The sequence below is a fragment of the Neoroseomonas soli genome, from assembly GCF_018129065.1.
Taxonomy (GTDB): Bacteria; Pseudomonadota; Alphaproteobacteria; order Acetobacterales; family Acetobacteraceae; genus Neoroseomonas; species Neoroseomonas soli.
Genome location: NZ_JAAEDM010000002.1, coordinates 90,478 through 106,400, shown reverse-complemented (window position 1 = coordinate 106,400; position 15,923 = coordinate 90,478). Strand labels below are relative to the sequence as shown.

The 15,923-nt window shown below is 70.6% G+C and carries 17 protein-coding genes; 14 read left to right on the top strand and 3 right to left on the bottom strand.

All coding sequences use genetic code 11. From position 1 onward, the window contains the following. Positions 1-97 precede the first annotated feature (97 nt). Together GXW76_RS01295 and GXW76_RS01290 are read left to right on the top strand one after the other, a co-directional pair. On the top strand, positions 98-823 hold the full coding sequence (locus GXW76_RS01295) for a DUF1194 domain-containing protein (RefSeq protein ID WP_211860172.1): 726 nt from the start codon (positions 98-100) through the stop codon (positions 821-823). After that, positions 820-2,157, top strand: a complete 1,338-nt coding sequence (locus GXW76_RS01290; protein ID WP_211860171.1) for an aspartate aminotransferase family protein — start codon at positions 820-822, stop codon at positions 2,155-2,157. The genes GXW76_RS01295 and GXW76_RS01290 overlap by 4 nt, the downstream gene beginning before the upstream one ends. On the opposite strand, the gene GXW76_RS01285 is transcribed toward GXW76_RS01290, so the two are convergent. Beyond that, the gene (locus GXW76_RS01285) at positions 2,158-2,964 is read right to left on the bottom strand and encodes an SDR family oxidoreductase (protein ID WP_246513821.1); all 807 of its coding nucleotides are present in this window, start codon (positions 2,962-2,964) and stop codon (positions 2,158-2,160) included. 238 nt (positions 2,965-3,202) lie between these two features. Between GXW76_RS01285 and GXW76_RS01280 the strand changes: the two genes are divergently transcribed. The 5 genes from GXW76_RS01280 to GXW76_RS01260 all read left to right on the top strand — a co-directional run bounded on the left by GXW76_RS01280 (position 3,203) and on the right by GXW76_RS01260 (position 8,170). Continuing rightward, positions 3,203-3,988: an enoyl-CoA hydratase gene (locus tag GXW76_RS01280; RefSeq protein ID WP_211860170.1), complete on the top strand. Its 786-nt coding sequence runs from the start codon at positions 3,203-3,205 to the stop codon at positions 3,986-3,988. 5 nt (positions 3,989-3,993) lie between these two features. Beyond that, the gene (locus tag GXW76_RS01275; protein WP_211860169.1) at positions 3,994-4,866 is read left to right on the top strand and encodes an SDR family oxidoreductase; all 873 of its coding nucleotides are present in this window, start codon (positions 3,994-3,996) and stop codon (positions 4,864-4,866) included. Positions 4,867-4,962: 96 nt separating this feature from the next. Beyond that, complete coding sequence (locus GXW76_RS01270) at positions 4,963-5,988, top strand: amino acid ABC transporter substrate-binding protein (protein WP_211860168.1); 1,026 nt, start codon at positions 4,963-4,965, stop codon at positions 5,986-5,988. Positions 5,989-6,134: 146 nt separating this feature from the next. Continuing rightward, positions 6,135-7,283, top strand: coding sequence for an iron-containing alcohol dehydrogenase (locus GXW76_RS01265; RefSeq protein WP_211860167.1), 1,149 nt, complete (start codon positions 6,135-6,137; stop codon positions 7,281-7,283). 11 nt (positions 7,284-7,294) lie between these two features. After that, entirely contained in the window at positions 7,295-8,170 is an 876-nt protein-coding gene (locus GXW76_RS01260) for a hypothetical protein (RefSeq protein ID WP_211860166.1), read from the top strand. 12 nt (positions 8,171-8,182) lie between these two features. Here GXW76_RS01260 and GXW76_RS01255 read toward each other — a convergent pair whose 3' ends face one another. After that, entirely contained in the window at positions 8,183-9,436 is a 1,254-nt protein-coding gene (locus tag GXW76_RS01255; protein ID WP_211860165.1) for an NAD(P)/FAD-dependent oxidoreductase, read from the bottom strand. 106 nt (positions 9,437-9,542) lie between these two features. Between GXW76_RS01255 and GXW76_RS01250 the strand changes: the two genes are divergently transcribed. The 4 genes from GXW76_RS01250 (at position 9,543) to GXW76_RS01235 (ending at position 12,832) form a co-directional block, all read left to right on the top strand. Continuing rightward, complete coding sequence (locus GXW76_RS01250) at positions 9,543-10,424, top strand: TauD/TfdA dioxygenase family protein (protein ID WP_211860164.1); 882 nt, start codon at positions 9,543-9,545, stop codon at positions 10,422-10,424. Then, entirely contained in the window at positions 10,421-11,326 is a 906-nt protein-coding gene (locus GXW76_RS01245) for a fumarylacetoacetate hydrolase family protein (protein WP_211860163.1), read from the top strand. Before GXW76_RS01250 ends, GXW76_RS01245 begins: the two co-directional genes overlap by 4 nt. Before the next feature lie 23 nt (positions 11,327-11,349). Next, positions 11,350-12,336, top strand: coding sequence for a Bug family tripartite tricarboxylate transporter substrate binding protein (locus GXW76_RS01240; protein WP_211860162.1), 987 nt, complete (start codon positions 11,350-11,352; stop codon positions 12,334-12,336). Between the two features lie 79 nt (positions 12,337-12,415). Beyond that, the gene (locus tag GXW76_RS01235; protein ID WP_211860161.1) at positions 12,416-12,832 is read left to right on the top strand and encodes a nuclear transport factor 2 family protein; all 417 of its coding nucleotides are present in this window, start codon (positions 12,416-12,418) and stop codon (positions 12,830-12,832) included. Positions 12,833-12,866: 34 nt separating this feature from the next. Here the strand turns inward: GXW76_RS01235 and GXW76_RS01230 are convergent, their stop codons facing one another. Further along, positions 12,867-13,244 carry a nuclear transport factor 2 family protein gene (locus GXW76_RS01230; RefSeq protein ID WP_211860160.1) on the bottom strand — a complete coding sequence of 126 codons (378 nt, stop codon included), beginning with the start codon at positions 13,242-13,244 and terminating at the stop codon, positions 12,867-12,869. 107 nt (positions 13,245-13,351) lie between these two features. Here GXW76_RS01230 and GXW76_RS01225 point away from each other — a divergent pair, with 107 nt between their 5' ends. From GXW76_RS01225 to GXW76_RS01215, 3 genes are read left to right on the top strand one after another with little or no spacing between them, the layout of a single operon-like run. Continuing rightward, a complete protein-coding gene (locus GXW76_RS01225; RefSeq protein ID WP_211860159.1) occupies positions 13,352-14,320 on the top strand; it encodes a Bug family tripartite tricarboxylate transporter substrate binding protein in 969 nt (322 codons plus the stop codon). 10 nt (positions 14,321-14,330) lie between these two features. Then, positions 14,331-15,200 carry an isocitrate lyase/PEP mutase family protein gene (locus GXW76_RS01220; RefSeq protein ID WP_211860158.1) on the top strand — a complete coding sequence of 290 codons (870 nt, stop codon included), beginning with the start codon at positions 14,331-14,333 and terminating at the stop codon, positions 15,198-15,200. Then, positions 15,197-15,922, top strand: a complete 726-nt coding sequence (locus GXW76_RS01215) for a haloacid dehalogenase type II (RefSeq protein ID WP_211860157.1) — start codon at positions 15,197-15,199, stop codon at positions 15,920-15,922. The genes GXW76_RS01220 and GXW76_RS01215 overlap by 4 nt, the downstream gene beginning before the upstream one ends. Position 15,923 lies beyond the last annotated feature (1 nt).

Sequence of the window (15,923 nt, the reverse complement as noted above, 5' to 3'; positions counted from 1 at the left end):
CCCTGACGGGTCCGGAATGGATTATGTTCCGATCTCGACGCGATCTTTCCCACCCGGGGTGATTGGCTGCCGACCGCCCCCGGAAAGGAGGGGCACCATGCTCCCGCCCGCCTGTCTTGCCGCCGTGGCCTTCCTGATCGACGCATCGGGGTCGATCTCCGACCGCCACTTCGCCATCCAGCGCGACGGCACCGCCGCGGCCTTCGAGGATCCGCAGGTGATCGCCCTCATCGAGGCCTCCGAGGGAATTGCCGTGCTGGTCGGGGAGTTCGGCTACGGCGCCACAACGCGCGTTGACTGGTCATTGATCCGCAACGAGACGGAGGCACGGCGCTTCGCCGCCACCGTCCGCGGCCTGGGGCGCGTGCACCGCATGAGCCAAACCGCGATCGGGCATGCGATCGACCATGCGCGCCTGGCGCACCGCGACGCCCCCTGCACACCGCAACTGCGGGTGATCGACGTCTCGACGGACGGCGTCGAGAGCCTGACGCGGATCCCGATCGAGGCCGTCCGCAGCGCCGCATCCGCCGACCGCATCACGGTGAACGTCCTCCTGCTCGACCCGAACGATCAGGTGCGCGAGGGATTGGACCGGTTCGCGCTGGTGACCGAGGCGGAGGCCTGGCTGCGCGATAATGTCGTGACCGGCTTCCTCCGGCTCGCGGCCGAGCCGGGCGGCTATGCGGAAGCCTTCCGGCGCAAGTTCCTCACCGAGATCGCCCTCCTCCCCGGCTCCGTGCCCGCCGTCGTAGCGCCGATGGTTGACGGGGGGATGGGACAGCGCGAGCCTTCCGACCAACACGGCCGGAGACCGCCATGAGCCCGCTCGACGCCCCGCGCGACCCGCGCAACAGTGACCTCGACGCCGCGCTGATCGAGGCCCGCGAGGCCTACGCCGCCGCGCGTCCGCAAAGCGCCGCGATCCACGCGAAGGCCCGGGAGGTGATGCCCGGCGGCAATACCCGCACCGTGCTCTTCTACACCCCCTTCCCCACCGCCATGGTCCGCGGCGAGGGTGCGCACCTGCGGGATGCCGACGGCCGCGATTATCTGGACCTCTGCGGCGAATATTCCGCCGGGCTGTTCGGGCATTCGGAACGGCGCATCCTCGATGCCGTGAAGGCGGCGATGGACCGTGGCATCAACCTCGCCGCGGTGGGCGAGAACGAAGTCAGGCTCGCGGCGCTGATCTGCGGGCGCTTCCCTTCCGTGGAGCAGGTGCGCTTCACCAATTCGGGCACCGAGGCGAACATCATGGCGCTCGCCGGTGCGCGCGGCCTCACCGGTCGGACCGAGGTGCTCGTCTTCCGTGGCGGGTACCACGGCGGCGTCTTCACCTTCCCGCTGGGCGTGCCGGTCTCGGCGGTGAACCTGCCCATCCCGATGCGCTTCGCCGACTACAACGACGCCGCCGGCGCGGCAGCGGCGATCCGCGAGGCCGGCGACAGGCTGGCGGCGGTGCTCGTCGAGCCGATGCAGGGTTCGGGCGGCTGCATCCCGGCGACGCGGGAATTCCTGCAAGCCCTGCGCGACGCGACGAAGGAAACCGGCGCGCTGCTCATCTTCGACGAGGTGATGACCAGCCGCCACGGTTATGGCGGGCTGCAGCAGCGCCTCGGCATCACGCCGGACATGACGACCTTCGGCAAGTACATGGCCGGCGGCATGTCCTTCGGCGCCTTCGGCGGGCGGCGCGACGTCATGGCGGTGTTCGACGGCCACAGGCCAGGTGCCATGCCGCATGCCGGCACCTTCAACAACAACGTGCTGTCCATGGCCGCGGGCTGCGTCGCGCTGGGCGAGATCTTCGACGAGAGCGCGGCCGAGGCACTCTTCGCGCGGGGCGAGACGCTGCGCGCGGCGCTGAACGCGGCCTGCGCGAAGCATGGCGTCGCCATGCACTTCACCGGCGCGGGCTCGATGCTGAACCCGCACTTCCGCAACGGCCCCGTCACCGCGCCCTACAAGGCGAGCCCGGAGGAGGAGCAGATGCGCGAGCTGTTCTTCTTCGACATGCTCGCCGCCGGCATCTACCTCGCGCGCCGCGGCATGGCGGCGTTGAGCCTTCCCGTCACCGATGCCGACTGCGCGCGCTTCGTCGCCGCGGTCGACGAGTTCTGCGCGGCGAGGAAGCCGGTGCTGAAACCCGCCTGATCAGCGCCCGCCGCCCACCGGCAGGCAGGCCGCCGTCACGTAGGATGCGGCGTCCGAGGCGAGGAAGAGGATGCATTCCGCGACTTCTTCCGCCGTCCCGGCGCGCCCCATCGGCACGAAGGGCGCGAGGCGCTGCAGCCGGTCCGGCTGGCCGGATGCAGCGTGGAGTTCCGTCTCGATCAGGCCGGGGTTCACCGCGTTCACGCGGATACCCTCCTTCGCCACTTCCCGCGCGAGGCCCTGGGTCAGCGTGTCCACCGCCGCCTTGGAGGCGGCGTAGTGCACCCATTCCCCCGCGCTGCCGAGTTCCGAGGCGCGGGAGGAGACATTGACGATCACCCCCCCCTTGCCGCCGCGCGCGGTGGACATGCGGCGCACCGCTTCGCGGCAGGACAGCGCCAGGCCGAAGACGTTGGGTTCGAAGGTGCCGCGCCAATCGGCTTCGGTCGTGTCGGCGACCAGGCGCTTGCCGCCGGTCGTGCCGGCATTGTTCACCACCGCGTCGATGCCGCCGAAGGTGCGCCCGGCCGTGTCGTAGGCGGCGACGATGTCGGCCTCCGAGGCCGCGTCGCCCTTGAGCAGCACGACCTTCGCGCCGGCGGCCTCGCAGGCGCGCGCGGTCTCCCCGGCGCGGGCGGTGTCGGATCGGTAGGTGAGCACCAGGTCGTAGCCGCGCGCCGCCGCCAACCGTGCCGTCGCCGCCCCGATGCCTCGCCCGCCGCCCGTGATGAGCATCACCCGCCGCGCCATGCGTTCCTCCTGACCATTGGTTGGACGCATCATCGCGGAGATGCGCCGCGCTGTCATGCGGGGCGCCTGGACGCCCGCCTGCCCGCGGGCCAGCATGCGGTGCCGAGGAGACGCCCATGGACCAGCCCGCCTGTTCGCCGGCGACTTTCCGCGCTGCCATGCCGCGTGTCACGGCGCGCGAGGACACCCCCTTCCGACCGTCCAGCCCCACGGTGACGAGCGCGCCACCGCGATTGCCCGCTGGATCGCGGGGGCCGTTCCGCCGATCATGGCCTGAACGCATGCGGAGGAAACCATGAGCGAGATCGAGGTCATCGACGATACGGGCCTGCGGACCATCCGCATCGCCCGGCCGGAGAAGAAGAACGCCCTGACGCGCGCCATGTACGCGTCCATGCGCGACGCACTGCGCGAAGCGGCCACCTCGCCCGCGGTGCGTTCCGTGCTCCTGACCGGCGGGGCGTCCTGCTTCACGTCGGGCAATGACGTGAACGACTTCAAGACCCGCAGCGCCACGCCGGACGATTCCATCCCGACGCCGGCACGGGACTTCCTCTTCGCGCTGCGCGACTGCCCGAAGCCCGTGGTGGCGGCGGTGGCGGGTTTCGCCATCGGCATCGGCACCACGATGCTGCTGCACTGCGACCTGGTCTATGCGGCCGATACCGCGGTGTTCCGCATGCCCTTCGTCGATCTCGGACTCTGCCCGGAGGGCGGGTCGTCGCTGATCGTGCCGCAGCGCGCGGGGCAATTGCTGGCCAACGAGTTGCTGATGCTCGGCGAGGCCTTCTCGCCGGAGACGGCGGTGCGCGCCGGCATCGCCAATACGGTCGTGTCGCTGGCCGAATTGTTCCCGGTCGCTGAAGGCGTGGCGCGCAAACTGGCCGCCAAGCCCCCCGCCGCGCTGGCGGCGACGAAGCGCCTGCTGCGCGAGACGGGCGCCCAGGCGCTGACCGCCCACATGACCGAGGAGTTCGGGACGTTCAGCGAATTGCTGCGCGGGCCGGAAGCCGCCGAGGCGGTTGCCGCCTTCCAGGAAAAGCGCAAGCCCGACTTCTCCCGCTTCCTGGCCGCGGAGTGACGCGCATGTTCCGCGACGACATCCTCAAGGGTTCGCGCGTGCTGGTCACGGGCGGTGGCACGGGCCTTGGGCGCATGATGGCGGAACGCATGCTCTCGCTGGGCGCCGCGGTCGAGATCTGGGGCCGGCGCGGCGAGGTCGTGCAGGCGACCACGGCCGAGATGAACGCGCAGCACCCCGGCATGGCTACCGCGCGGGCCGTGGACATCAAGGATCCCGACGCCATCGAGGCCGCCGTCGCGGCGATGTGGGCGGAGGGCAAGCCCGCAACGCACCTCATCAACAACGCCGCCGGCAACTTCATCAGCCGGACGGAAGACCTTTCGCACCGCGCCTTCCACGCCATCGCCGACATCGTCTTCCACGGCACCTTCCAGGTGACGCAGGCGCTCGGCAAACGCTGGATCCGGGAGAAGACCGGCGGGGCCGTCGTCTCCATCATCGTCACCTGGGTGCGGACCGGGGCGCCCTTCGTCGTGCCCTCCGCCATGTCGAAGGCGGGCATCGACGCGATGACGAAGTCGCTCGCGGTGGAATGGGGGCGGCACGGCATCCGGCTGAACGCCATCGCGCCTGGCACCATTCCCACCGAAGGCATGTTCGCGCGCCTGCGTCCGGGCGAGGCCGACCCCGCCGCGCGGCTGGCCGAGAAGAACCCGATGAGGCGCATCGGCACGCCGCAGGATATCGGCGACCTCGCAGCCTTCCTGCTCACGCCGATCTGGATCAACGGGGAGACCATCGCTCTCGACGGTGGCGGATGGCTTTCGGGTGGCGGAGGATTCCAGGACTACCTCGCCTGGGGCGATGCGGAATGGGACGCCGCGCGCGCCCGCATCAAGGCCCGCAACGAGGCGGACAAGGCGAAGCGCGGGTAGTGTCGGGGAACACGCGATCCTTGTGCCGATCGGTCGCGCTGCCCGTATCGTCGATCAACATCGCGGCAACGAAGCCGCGAAGAGGAGGAATAGAGCATGAGAGCAACACGCTGGATGGCGGCCCTTGCCGCCGGACTGGGCATCACCCTCGGCGGCCCCGCCATGGCCGGAGCCACGCTCGATGGCGTGAAGAGCCGCGGCGTCCTCGCCTGCGGCGTGAATGTCGGCGTCGCCGGCTTCTCCCTGCCGGACAGCCAGGGCGTCTGGCGCGGCATGGATGCCGACCTCTGCCGTGCCGTGGCGGCCGCCGTGCTGGGCGATCCCAACAAGGTCCGCTTCGTCCCGCTGACCGCCGTGCAACGCTTCACGGCACTGCAGTCCGGCGAGATCGACGTGCTGATCCGCCAGACCACGCTCTCGATGACGCGCGACACCACGCTCGGCCTGCGGCTGACGATCGCCAACCTGTATGACGGCCACGGCTTCATGGTGCGGCGCGACGCGAACATCACCAACCCGCGCGAGATGGACGGCATGACGATCTGCCTCTCGCCCGGGACGACGAACGAGCTCGTGACCACGGACTGGTTCCGCACGAACAACCTCCGCTTCACGCCGGTCCTGCAGGAGCGCATGCAGGACAACGCGACTTCCCTGCAGGCGGGCCGCTGCGATGCCATCGGCACGGACGCGACGCAGCTCGCGGCGCTGCGCAGCCAGTTCTCGCAGCCGCAGGATTTCGTCATCCTGCCGGAGCGCTTCTCGAAGGAGCCCTACGGCCCCGTCGTGCGGCGCGATGACCAGGAATGGTTCGACGTCATCCGCTGGACGGTCTCCGCGCTGATCAATGCGGAGGAACTCGGCGTCACCAGTCAGAATGCGGAAGAACTCCGCCGCACCAGCACCAACCCCGAGATCCGTCGCCTGCTGGGCGCCGACCCGCTGCTCGGCAATGCGCTGAAGCTCGATCCCGCCTGGGCCTACAACGCCATCCGCGCAGTCGGGAACTATGGCGAACTGTTCGATCGGACGATCGGTCCTAACACGCCGATCGGCCTCGAGCGCGGGCTGAACCGCCTGTGGACGAATGGCGGGCTGATGTACGCTTGGCCGATGCGCTGAGCGTCACCGTCGCGTAAGCGGCCCCCGCCCGACGGGCGGGGGCCGTACGGCTCCGACCACCACCCCGCCGTGCTCGCCGCCATGCGGTAGCTTGTCCGGCGCCGGCCGCCGCCCCATCCTCGCCCGCAAGGACCGAGGAGGGACGAATGGCCGCGCATCTGCATCAATGGCCGGCGCAGGGCCGCGTGCATCACGGCGCGCCACTGGCCGAGGCGCTGCCGCGAGAGGTGGCCACCGCGTCGCGCGTCGTGCTGGTGACGACGCGCTCCCTGTCCGGCGGGGCGCTCGCCACCGCGGCCGAGGCGGCGATCGGGGATCGCCTGGCCGGCACCTTTTCCGCCATGCGCGCCCACAGCCCGGTCGAGGACGTGCTCGCCCTCGCTGCATTGCTGCGGGAGCAGGAGGCCGATCTTGTCGTTGCTCTCGGCGGCGGGTCGGTCATCGACGGATCGAAGGTCGCCTGCCTCGCGAATTGGCGCGGCATTGCGGATGCAGGCTCGCTGATCGGTGCCGCCACGTCGCGCGGCGCCGCGCCGGGCAACTGGGACGGGCCGGCACCCGCCCCGCGGATCGTTGCGGTGCCCACCACGCTGTCCGCAGCGGAGTTCGCGCCGCATGCCGGCTACACGGACCTCGCCGCCGGGCGGAAGCATCGGGCGCTCGATCCCTGGATGGTGCCGCGCGCGGTCATCCTCGATCCGGCCGCGACGCTCGAGACACCGGCGGAACTCCTCCTCTCCTCCGGCATCCGCGCGCTCGACCATGCGGCGGAACGGTGGTGTTCGACGGTGCCGCAGCCCTTCTCGGATGCCGTCTCCCGCCAGGCCATGGTGATGCTGGCGGAGAACCTCCCGCGCGTGCGTCGCCACCCGGGCGACCTCGCCGCGCGTGCGGCCTGCCAGGAAGCGGCCTGGCTCTCGGTGATGGGCGGCTGGGCCGGCGTGCCGGTCGGGGCGAGCCACGGTCTCGGCTACATCCTCGGCGCGGCGCGCGGCGTGCCGCATGGCATCACCTCCTGCCTCATGCTCCACGCCGTGATGCGCTGGAACGCGCCGGTGAATGAACATCGCCAGAAGGACGTCGCGCACATCTTCGGCGGCGAGGAAGCGGGGCCCGCCATCGAGGCCTTCGTGCGTGGCCTCGGCCTGCCGACGCGGCTTTCCGAACGGGGGATCGCGGCAGGCGAGATCCCGGCGCTGGCGGCGCTGTGGAACGGGGACGCGCCGATCGCGACGAACCCGCGGCCTGTCCGCTCCGCAGGGGATCTCGAAGCAATCCTGCGCCTGGCGGCCTAGGAGCAGGCAGGATGATGCCGCCCCTCACCCTGGCCCCCGGCGCCTGGTGGGGCTGGATCGAAGTGCCCGCCCGCCACCCGGGCTGGGGGGCGAGCCCCGTCCTGCTCACCGAGGTCCAGCCTCTCAAGAGCGGCCGCGGCGACCTGCGCCTCGGCTTCATCCACGCGATCCGGCCGGTTGCGGCGAGGAGGCGCAGCGTGGACCTCCGTGTCACCCATCGAGGCCCCTCGCACATCGCTGGCACGCTGCGCGACACCGATGGCACCATCCGCACAGGCGTGATTTCCGTCGCGGATTTCGCATGGCTCGCCGCCTTCTGCCCCGAGTTCTGGCGGCGCCGCCCACCGGAGGTTCCGACGACGCACATCGATGGCAAGCCCCTGGCGGGGCCTGGCCCGCAGGCGCACCTGGCGGCCGTGCTGGGACGGGAGGAGGAGACTGCGCTGCGGGGCGCACATGCCGGGCATCTCGGCGGCCACGTCCCGCCCATGCCGGAGCGGACGACACGCATCCGCCTCGACGTCACCTTCGCCCCCTTCGAGTCCTGGCTGATCGCCCGCGGCTTCCGCGCGACGGAGATGGAGGACAAGTGGGTCATCCACCTCGACGGCGGCCGGCTGTGCTTCCGGCGCTCCTGGACGGGGAACCTGATCTACGAGGCCGAGGCGTCATGGAACGGCGACCGCCTTCATCTCGGCGAAGTGCTGGTGAACCGCGACCCGGCGCAATACACGCAAACCGACGACGCGCAGGACCGCCGCGTGCTGGTGTTCCTCATCAGCGCGCTCCTGCTGGGCGAGAGAATGCCGTTTCCCTCCGCGCCAGGCATGTCGGCCGAGGATGCGGCGATCCAGGCCTGGTCGGTCGCCGGCAAGGCGATCCTGTAGCGGTTGCGGCCGTCAGGCGAAGCGCTCGGCTGAAAAGGGCGCGAAGTCGAAATTCGGCTTCTCCCCGGCGATCGCGGCAGCCATCACGGCACCCGTCGGCGCCGAGCCCGTCAGGCCGAGATGGCCATGGCCGAAGGCACACCAGATGCCGTCCCAGGTCTTCAGCGGGCCCAGCACCGGCACGCTGTCGGGCAGGCAGGGACGATGGCCCATCCAGGTCGTGCCGCCTTCCGTCCGCACATGGGGGAATACCGCACGCAGGTCATCGAGCAGCAATCGCGCCCGCGCCTCGTTCGGCGGTGCATCGAGCCCCGCGAACTCGACCGAACCCGCGACGCGCAACCCGTCCTCCATCGGCGTGATGAAGACCTTGCGGTCGGCAGGCGAAAGCACGCGCCCCGCCTTCACCCCGGCATCCGGCAGCGTCACGTGGTACCCCCGCTGGGTCTCCAGCGGCACCTTGACCCCGAGCGGCGCAAGCAGCCGCGCGGACCATGCGCCGGCCGCGAGCACGACGATGTCCGCCGGAACATCGCCGGCGTCGGTCCGCACGCCGGTGGCGCGGCGCCCCTCCATGCGAATGGAACGGACCTCGGCCTCGCGGACCTCGCCCCCCATGCGCCGCACGCCATGGGCGACGACCTCGGCCAGGCGCGCGGGGTTCACGCAGGAACCATGATCCGGCAACAGCACGGCTCGGGTGTATGCCGGTGATACCTCGGGCTCCAGGGCGGCGAGCGCCGCGCGGTCCAGCACCTCCATGCGCAGCCCGTGGCGGCGGCGCAGGTCGAGCGAGGCGGCATCCTTCGCCATCTGCGCCTCGTCCCGGTAGAGGTACAACTGCCCCTCCTCCCGGATCAGGTCGAGCGCACCCTCGGCGGCCAGGATCTCCTTGTGCCGTTCGAGCGCGCCGAACAGCAGCGAGGCAAGCGCATCCGCCGCCGCCTCGACCTTCGCGGTCCGCGCGGAGGCCACGAAGCGCAGCAGCCACGGCATCGCCTTCAGCCAGTAGCGCGCCGGGATGTGCAGGGCACCCGCCGGGTCCGTGAGCATCTTCGGCACCTGGCGCAGCACCCCCGGCATGGCGAGCGGCGCCACCGAGCCATGGCTGATCGCCCCCGCATTGCCCGGATAGGCGGCATGCGGCTTCCGGGCTTCCAGCACCAGCGGCCGCAGCCCCCTTTGCGCCAGGTACCAGGCCACGCAGAGGCCGACGATGCCCCCGCCCACGACGACGATCCGCGGTTCGTTCGATGCGCTTTCCATGACCGTCATGCTGGCCCAGCCGGGCCCGGTGCGGAAGCCTCCGCCGCGTTGACGCGCGCGGGCTAGCGTCGCACCCTCCGCTCCAATCAACACGAGGAACGTCCCGATGCGGATCACCCCGAACAATGCCGGGCTGGGCGCGCGCGTGGAGGGCATCGACCTTTCGCGCAGCCTGACGCCGGAGGACTTCAGGACCGTGCTGCGCGCCCTCGGCCAGTACGGCGTGCTGTGCTTCCCGGGCCAGGACCTGGACGCGGCGGCGCTGTCCGCCTTCGGCAGCCGCTTCGGGGATCTGGAGGTGAACGTCGCCAACCTCTTTCATGCCGAAGGGCATCCGGAGGTGATGCACCTGTCCAACATGAAGGACGCGGACGGCAAGCCGCTCGGCCTGTCCGATGCCGGCCAGGGCTGGCACACGGACATGTCCTATTCGAAGGAGATCGCGCTCGCGAACGTGCTGCACGCCAAGCGCGTGCCGCGGCGCGACGGCAAGGTGCTGGGCTGCACCCAGTTCCGCAACGTCCACGCCGCCTATGACGACCTGCCGGCCGAGGTGAAAACCCGCATCGAGGGCCGCACCGCGATCCACGACTTCGCCAAGTTCTGGGACATGATGCGCATCCGCCCCGGCTCGATCCGCGGGCCGCTGACGCCGGAGCAGCGGGCGAAGAAGCCGCCCGTCTCGCAGCCCATGGTGCGCATCCACCCGATCACCGGGCGGCGCGTGCTCTACTGCAATTCCGGCTACGCGATGTATGTCGAGGGCATGGAGCGCGCGGAGAGCGACGCGCTGCTCGACTACCTGTTCCGCCACCAGGCACAGGACAAGTACCTCTACACCCACGAATGGAACGAGGGCGACGTGCTGATGTGGGACAACATCGGCACCACTCACAACGCCGTCGCCGACTATGGGCCGGATGAGCACCGCTTCATCCTGCGCGTGCAGGTGATGGCGAACCTCGACTACGCGGCGCTCGCGGCATGAGGCTTGTCACCTTCGATGCCGGCGCAGGGCCGGTCCTGGGCGGGATGATCGGCGAGGAAGTGGTCGCGCTGCGCCCCGCCCTCGCCGCGGCGATGCGCGCGGCGGGCGAGGCGGACACCGCCTCCGCCATCCCGTCCGACATGGTGGCGCTGATCGCCGACGAGGCGGCGATGGTCGCCGCAGGCCGCGCGCTGGCCTTCGCCGCTCGGGCGGAGAACACGGCGCTGCGCGCGCCGCTCGCCGCCGTGCACCTGCTGGCGCCGCTGAAACCCGGCAAGATCCTCGGCGTCGGCCGCAACTACGGCGACCACGCGAAGGAGGTCGGCGGGCCGAAGCTGGAATTGCCGCGCATCTTCATGAAGCCGGCCTCCTCCGTCACCGGCCCCGGCGCCGCGGTGCGCATCCCGCCCGCCGTGAAGAAGCCGGACTGGGAGGCGGAACTCGCCGTCGTCATCGGCCGCCGCGCGAAGGACGTATCCGAGGGCACCGCGCTGGACCATGTCGCCGGCTACACCGTGCTCGACGACGTCAGCGCGCGCGAATTCCAGTTCGACGTACCCCTCGCCATGACATCCTTTGCCAAGGGCATGGACGGCTTCTGCCCGATCGGCCCCTGCATCGCCACGGCCGACGAGGTGGGCGAGCCCTGGGCGCTCGACATCCGATGCTGGCTGAACGGCGAGGAAGTGCAGCACGGCAATACGCGGGACCTCATCTTCCCCGTCGCCACGCTGATCGCCTTCCTCTCGCGCTACATGACGCTGGAGCCCGGCGACGTCATCGCCACCGGCACACCGGCCGGCGTCGGCCATTTCCGCGACCCGCCGCGCTACCTGAAGCCGGGCGACCGTCTGCGGATGGAGGTGGAGCGCGTCGGCGTGCTCGAACATTCGATCGCATAAGAACCAAAAGGGGGGAACGAAGAATGATCCGCAGGACGCTTCTCGGCGCCGCGATGGCGCTCGCCGCGCTGCCGGCACTGGCGCAGCCGCGCGCGCCGGGCACCGACTACCCGAACCGGCCGGTCCGCGTGGTGGTCGCCCTCGCCCCGGGCGGCAATGCCGACATCAATGCGCGCCTCGTCTCCACCGCGCTGTCGCAGCGGCTCGGCCAGCAGTTCGTGGTGGAGAACCGCCCCTCCGGCGGCGGCACCGTCGCCTTCGAGACGGTCGCGCAGACCCCGCCCGACGGCTACACGCTGCTGGTGGGCGCGCTCGGCTCGCACACGCTGAATGTCGGGCTCTACGGGGAGCGGCTGCGCGTCCACCCGCTGACCGGCGTGGACCACGTCACCATCAGCAGCCATTCGGCGATCGTGCTCGTGGTGAACAACAACTTCCCCGCGCGCACGCTCGCGGAGTTCCGGCAACAGGTCGCGGCGAACCCCAACCGCTTCGACTACGGCTCCTCCGGCAACGGCACGACCGGGCACATCGCGGCGGCGCTGATGCTGCACCTGATGGGCGTGCAGGCGCAGCACGTGCCCTATCGCGGGTCGGCCGCCGCCTTCCAGGACCTGCTCGCGGGCCGCACCTCCTTCCAGGCGGACACCATATCCTTCGTCACCGAGCCGATCCGCACCGGCCAGGTGCGCGGCCTGGTGATCGCGACGCCGCAGCGCTCCCCCATGATCCCGGACGTGCCGACGGCGGCCGAGGCCGGGCTGCCCGACTTCCAGGCGACGACCTGGACGCCCTGGTCCACCACCCTCGGCACGCCGATGGTGATCCGGCAGTTCCTCTCCGAGCAGATCGCCGAGGTGCTGAAGCAGCCCGAGGTGCGCGACCGACTGATCGCGCTGGGCAACACCATCCCGGAGGGCATGACGCCCGACGCCACCCGCGCCTTCATCGCCGCCGAGATCGACAAATGGGTGCCGATCGTGCGGGCTTCGGGCGCGCGGGTGGATTGATCCGGCTGCGTCTCCCGGCTTGATCCGCGTAGCGGTGGAGGGCAACACACCCGTCATCCGAGGAGAAGGGGAGCCGCACGTGACGCCCGCAGACTTGACCGCGGCCAACCGCAACCGGGTGCTCGCCCTCTACGGCGCCTATGCGCGCGGCGACCTGCCCCATGTGCTGGCGGCGCTGACCGACGACGTGCGCTGGCAGTCGGAAGGATCCGCCGACATCCCCTGGGCCGGGCTGCATCTCGGCGCCGAAGGGGTCCGGCACTACTTCGCCGTGCTGGCCCGCGAATGCGAGGTCCTGAGCTACCAGCTCGATCACGTCATTGCCGATGGCGAATGGGTTGTCGCCTTGGCTTCCATTCGCCTGCGCTACAGCGCGAGGGGCACCGAACACGGCTACGCCAAGGCGGATGCCCTGCGCCTGCGGAACGGCCTGCTCTGCGAGTTCCGCGAGTACTACGACACCAGCCGCGTGTTGCGCGACTGGCGCGGCTCGTGACCTGCGGGCGAGGGTTCGGCACCCCCGCGAGGCGTCATTCCCGGACGTCGAAGCGATAGACCTTGCTGACGATCTTCCAGCCCTCGGCGGTCTTCAGGAACACCAGGTAGTCCGTGAAGTAGCGCGGCGGGATCTGGCAGGCGACCTTGGCCACCGCCGTCTCCGGCCCGGACTGGTCGAGCGTCAGGATCCGGTCCTCGCGCGCCAGGCCCTTCGCCTTCGCGCTGCCGCGGCTGCGCACCATCTCGAACCACTGCTCGCGCGGCAGGTCCTGCACCACCCCGTCCTTCTCCCAATACAGGTGGGAACAGGGGTGGAAGGCGCTGGCGAGCTTCGCCGTGTCGCCTTCGTGCAGCCCATCGAAATAGGTCTGCAGCACGGCCTCGATGGCGGCGATGTCGCTGGCGGGCATGGTGGTCCTCCGGGATGTCGGCGGGTACATCATTGCCCGGAAGCGCGGCCGTTTACAGGGGCGCCGTGGCGGGGCATGTGAGCCCCATCTGGAGAGGAACCACCAAGATGTTCGGACGTCGCCCGCTATTGCTGTCCGCCGCCGCGCTCGCCGCGCCCGCGCCGCTCCGCGCCCAGGGCGCCGGCTGGCCGTCGCGCCCCGTGCGCGTGATCGTGCCCTATGCCGCGAGCGGCGGCACCGACATCCTCGCCCGCGCCATCGGGGAAGCCCTGCGCCCCTCCCTGTCCCAGCCCATCGTCGTCGAGAATCGCGCCGGCGCCGCCGGCGTCGTGGGTTCCGAGGTCGTGGCACGGGCGGAGCCGGACGGGCATACGCTGCTCGTCGTGGTCTCGACCCATGTGATGAACCGCTACCACCTGCCGTCCCTGCCCTACGATCCGATCCGCGACTTCACGCCGATCGCGATGCTGACGCGCAACACGATGATGCTGGTCTCCGGCGCGAACCAGCCCTTCGACAGCCTGCGCAGCATGATCGATCACGCGAAGCGCAATCCGGGCCGCGTCGGCACCGGCAGCACGGAGGCGCTCTCCTCCTTCATCGGCCAGGAACTGGCGCGCCGGGCCGGGGTGGAGATGCCGGACATCTCCTACCGCTCGGGTGGGCAGTTGATGAACGACATCGTCGCCGGCCACCTGCCGAGCGGCTGGACCAGCACCGTCAGCGTCATGCCGCATGTCGGCACGGGCCGGGTGCGGGTGCTCGCCGCCTCGACGGCGACGCGCTCGGCCTACTTCCCCGACGCGCCGACGCCGCAGGAAGAGGGCATCCGGGACTTCGACCTCTCCGGCTGGGTGGCGATGCTCGCGCCGCCGCGCATGGACCCGGCGCTGGCGGCGCAGATCGGCGGCGCGGTGCAGCGCGTCTTCGACGACGCGACCTTCCAGCAGCGCCTGGTCGCCCTCGGCGTCGAGCGCGATTTCCGCCCTGCCCCCGCGCTGCTCGAAGCGATGCAGCGTGACGACCGCATCTGGGCCGCCGCCGCCCAGGCCGGCCACATCCGTCCGCAGCAGTAGGATCACCGCCATGGCCAATCCCGCCCTCCGCCAGGCCTTCGCGCAGAAGCGCTTCATCGTCGCCCCCGGCGTGTTCGACATGATCTCGGCCAAGGTGGCCGACGGCATGGGCTTCGATTGCATCTACGGCACCGGCTTCGGCACGGTGGCCTCGGCGCTCGGCGTCGCCGATGCCGGCATCGCCACCTATTCCGACATGGTCGCGCGCATGGGGCAGATGGCGCGCGGCTGCCGCACGCCGCTGATCGCCGATGCCGATACCGGCTATGGTGGGCTGCTCAACGTGCGCCACACGGTCATGGGCTACGAGCAGGCCGGGATCTCCGGTATCCAGCTCGAAGACCAGGAGATGCCGAAGAAGTGCGGCCATACGCCCGGCCGCCGCGTCATCCCAGCCGAGGAGATGGTGCTGAAGATCAAGGTCGCGGCCGAGGCGCGGACCAGCGCCGACTTCCTGATCGTCGCCCGCACCGATGCGCGCACGACGCTCGGGCTCGAGGAAGCGATCCGCCGCGGCCTGATGTACGGCGATGCCGGCGCCGACATCGTCTTCATCGAAAGCCCGGAGAGCGAGGAGGAGATGCGCGCCATCGGCAAGGCCATCGCCAAGCCGCTGCTCGCCAACATGGTGGAAGGCGGCCGCACGCCGATCCTGCCGGCCGAGAAGCTGAAGGAGATCGGCTACGCCATGGCGATCTATCCCGCCATCGGCTTCCTCGCCGCCGCGGCGGCGCTGGAAAAGGCCTATGCCCACCTGAAGGCGAGCGGCGACAGCATCGCCATCGGCGAATCCTACGGCTTCAAGCGCATGACGGACCTCATGGGCTTCCCTGACGTGTGGAACTTCGAAAGCCGCTGGGCGACGAAGGCCGCGGAATGAGCGCGCTCCCTGGCGTGAAGGCGCTGGTCTTCGACGTGTTCGGCACCGTCGTGGACTGGCGCAGCGGCGTGGCGCGCGACGCGAGGACCTTCCTCGCGCGCCATGGCAAGGCCGACATGGACCCTCACGCCTTCGCGGACGCCTGGCGCCGGCGCTACCAGCCGGCGATGGAGGCGGTGCGCTCCGGCCGCCGCCCCTTCACGCGGCTGGACGTATTGCACCGTGAGAACCTGGACGGTGTGCTGCGCGACCATGGCATCGACCCGGACGGCATCGCGCAGGATGAGCTGGAATGGCTCAACCGCGCCTGGCACCGGCTCGATCCCTGGCCGGACACAATCCCCGGACTGATCCGGCTCAAGGCGCGGCACTTCCTCGCCCCGCTGTCGAACGGGAACATCCTGCTGCTGGCCAACATGGCCAAGCGCGCGGGCATTCCCTGGGACGCGGTGCTGGGGGCGGAGGCCGCGCAGGCCTACAAGCCGCAGCCCGAGGCCTATCTGCGCACGGCGGAGATCCTCGCCCTGGCGCCCGGCGAGGTCGCACTGGTCGCCGCCCACAACGGCGACCTGGCGGCGGCGCGCAAGGCGGGGCTGAAGACTGCCTTCGTGCTGCGCCCGACTGAGCACGGCCCGGACCAGGCCACCGATACCCACGCCGAGCAGGATTGGGAGGTGGTGGCGGACTCCTTCGAGCAACTGGCCGACCGACTTGGCTGCTGAC

What these genes read in the sequence shown, in the direction of transcription:
- GXW76_RS01260 (WP_211860166.1), top strand. Translation starts at nt 7,295, where the DNA reads ATGATGCCGCCCCTCACCCTGGCCCCCGGCGCCTGGTGGGGCTGGATC.
- GXW76_RS01245 (WP_211860163.1), top strand. Translation starts at nt 10,421, where the DNA reads ATGAGGCTTGTCACCTTCGATGCCGGCGCAGGGCCGGTCCTGGGCGGG.
- GXW76_RS01290 (WP_211860171.1), top strand. Translation starts at nt 820, where the DNA reads ATGAGCCCGCTCGACGCCCCGCGCGACCCGCGCAACAGTGACCTCGAC.
- GXW76_RS01240 (WP_211860162.1), top strand. Translation starts at nt 11,350, where the DNA reads ATGATCCGCAGGACGCTTCTCGGCGCCGCGATGGCGCTCGCCGCGCTG.
- GXW76_RS01285 (WP_246513821.1), bottom strand. Translation starts at nt 2,964, where the DNA reads ATGACAGCGCGGCGCATCTCCGCGATGATGCGTCCAACCAATGGTCAG.
- GXW76_RS01255 (WP_211860165.1), bottom strand. Translation starts at nt 9,436, where the DNA reads ATGGAAAGCGCATCGAACGAACCGCGGATCGTCGTCGTGGGCGGGGGC.
- GXW76_RS01230 (WP_211860160.1), bottom strand. Translation starts at nt 13,244, where the DNA reads ATGCCCGCCAGCGACATCGCCGCCATCGAGGCCGTGCTGCAGACCTAT.
- GXW76_RS01250 (WP_211860164.1), top strand. Translation starts at nt 9,543, where the DNA reads ATGCGGATCACCCCGAACAATGCCGGGCTGGGCGCGCGCGTGGAGGGC.
- GXW76_RS01275 (WP_211860169.1), top strand. Translation starts at nt 3,994, where the DNA reads ATGTTCCGCGACGACATCCTCAAGGGTTCGCGCGTGCTGGTCACGGGC.
- GXW76_RS01295 (WP_211860172.1), top strand. Translation starts at nt 98, where the DNA reads ATGCTCCCGCCCGCCTGTCTTGCCGCCGTGGCCTTCCTGATCGACGCA.
- GXW76_RS01220 (WP_211860158.1), top strand. Translation starts at nt 14,331, where the DNA reads ATGGCCAATCCCGCCCTCCGCCAGGCCTTCGCGCAGAAGCGCTTCATC.
- GXW76_RS01270 (WP_211860168.1), top strand. Translation starts at nt 4,963, where the DNA reads ATGAGAGCAACACGCTGGATGGCGGCCCTTGCCGCCGGACTGGGCATC.
- GXW76_RS01225 (WP_211860159.1), top strand. Translation starts at nt 13,352, where the DNA reads ATGTTCGGACGTCGCCCGCTATTGCTGTCCGCCGCCGCGCTCGCCGCG.
- GXW76_RS01215 (WP_211860157.1), top strand. Translation starts at nt 15,197, where the DNA reads ATGAGCGCGCTCCCTGGCGTGAAGGCGCTGGTCTTCGACGTGTTCGGC.
- GXW76_RS01265 (WP_211860167.1), top strand. Translation starts at nt 6,135, where the DNA reads ATGGCCGCGCATCTGCATCAATGGCCGGCGCAGGGCCGCGTGCATCAC.
- GXW76_RS01280 (WP_211860170.1), top strand. Translation starts at nt 3,203, where the DNA reads ATGAGCGAGATCGAGGTCATCGACGATACGGGCCTGCGGACCATCCGC.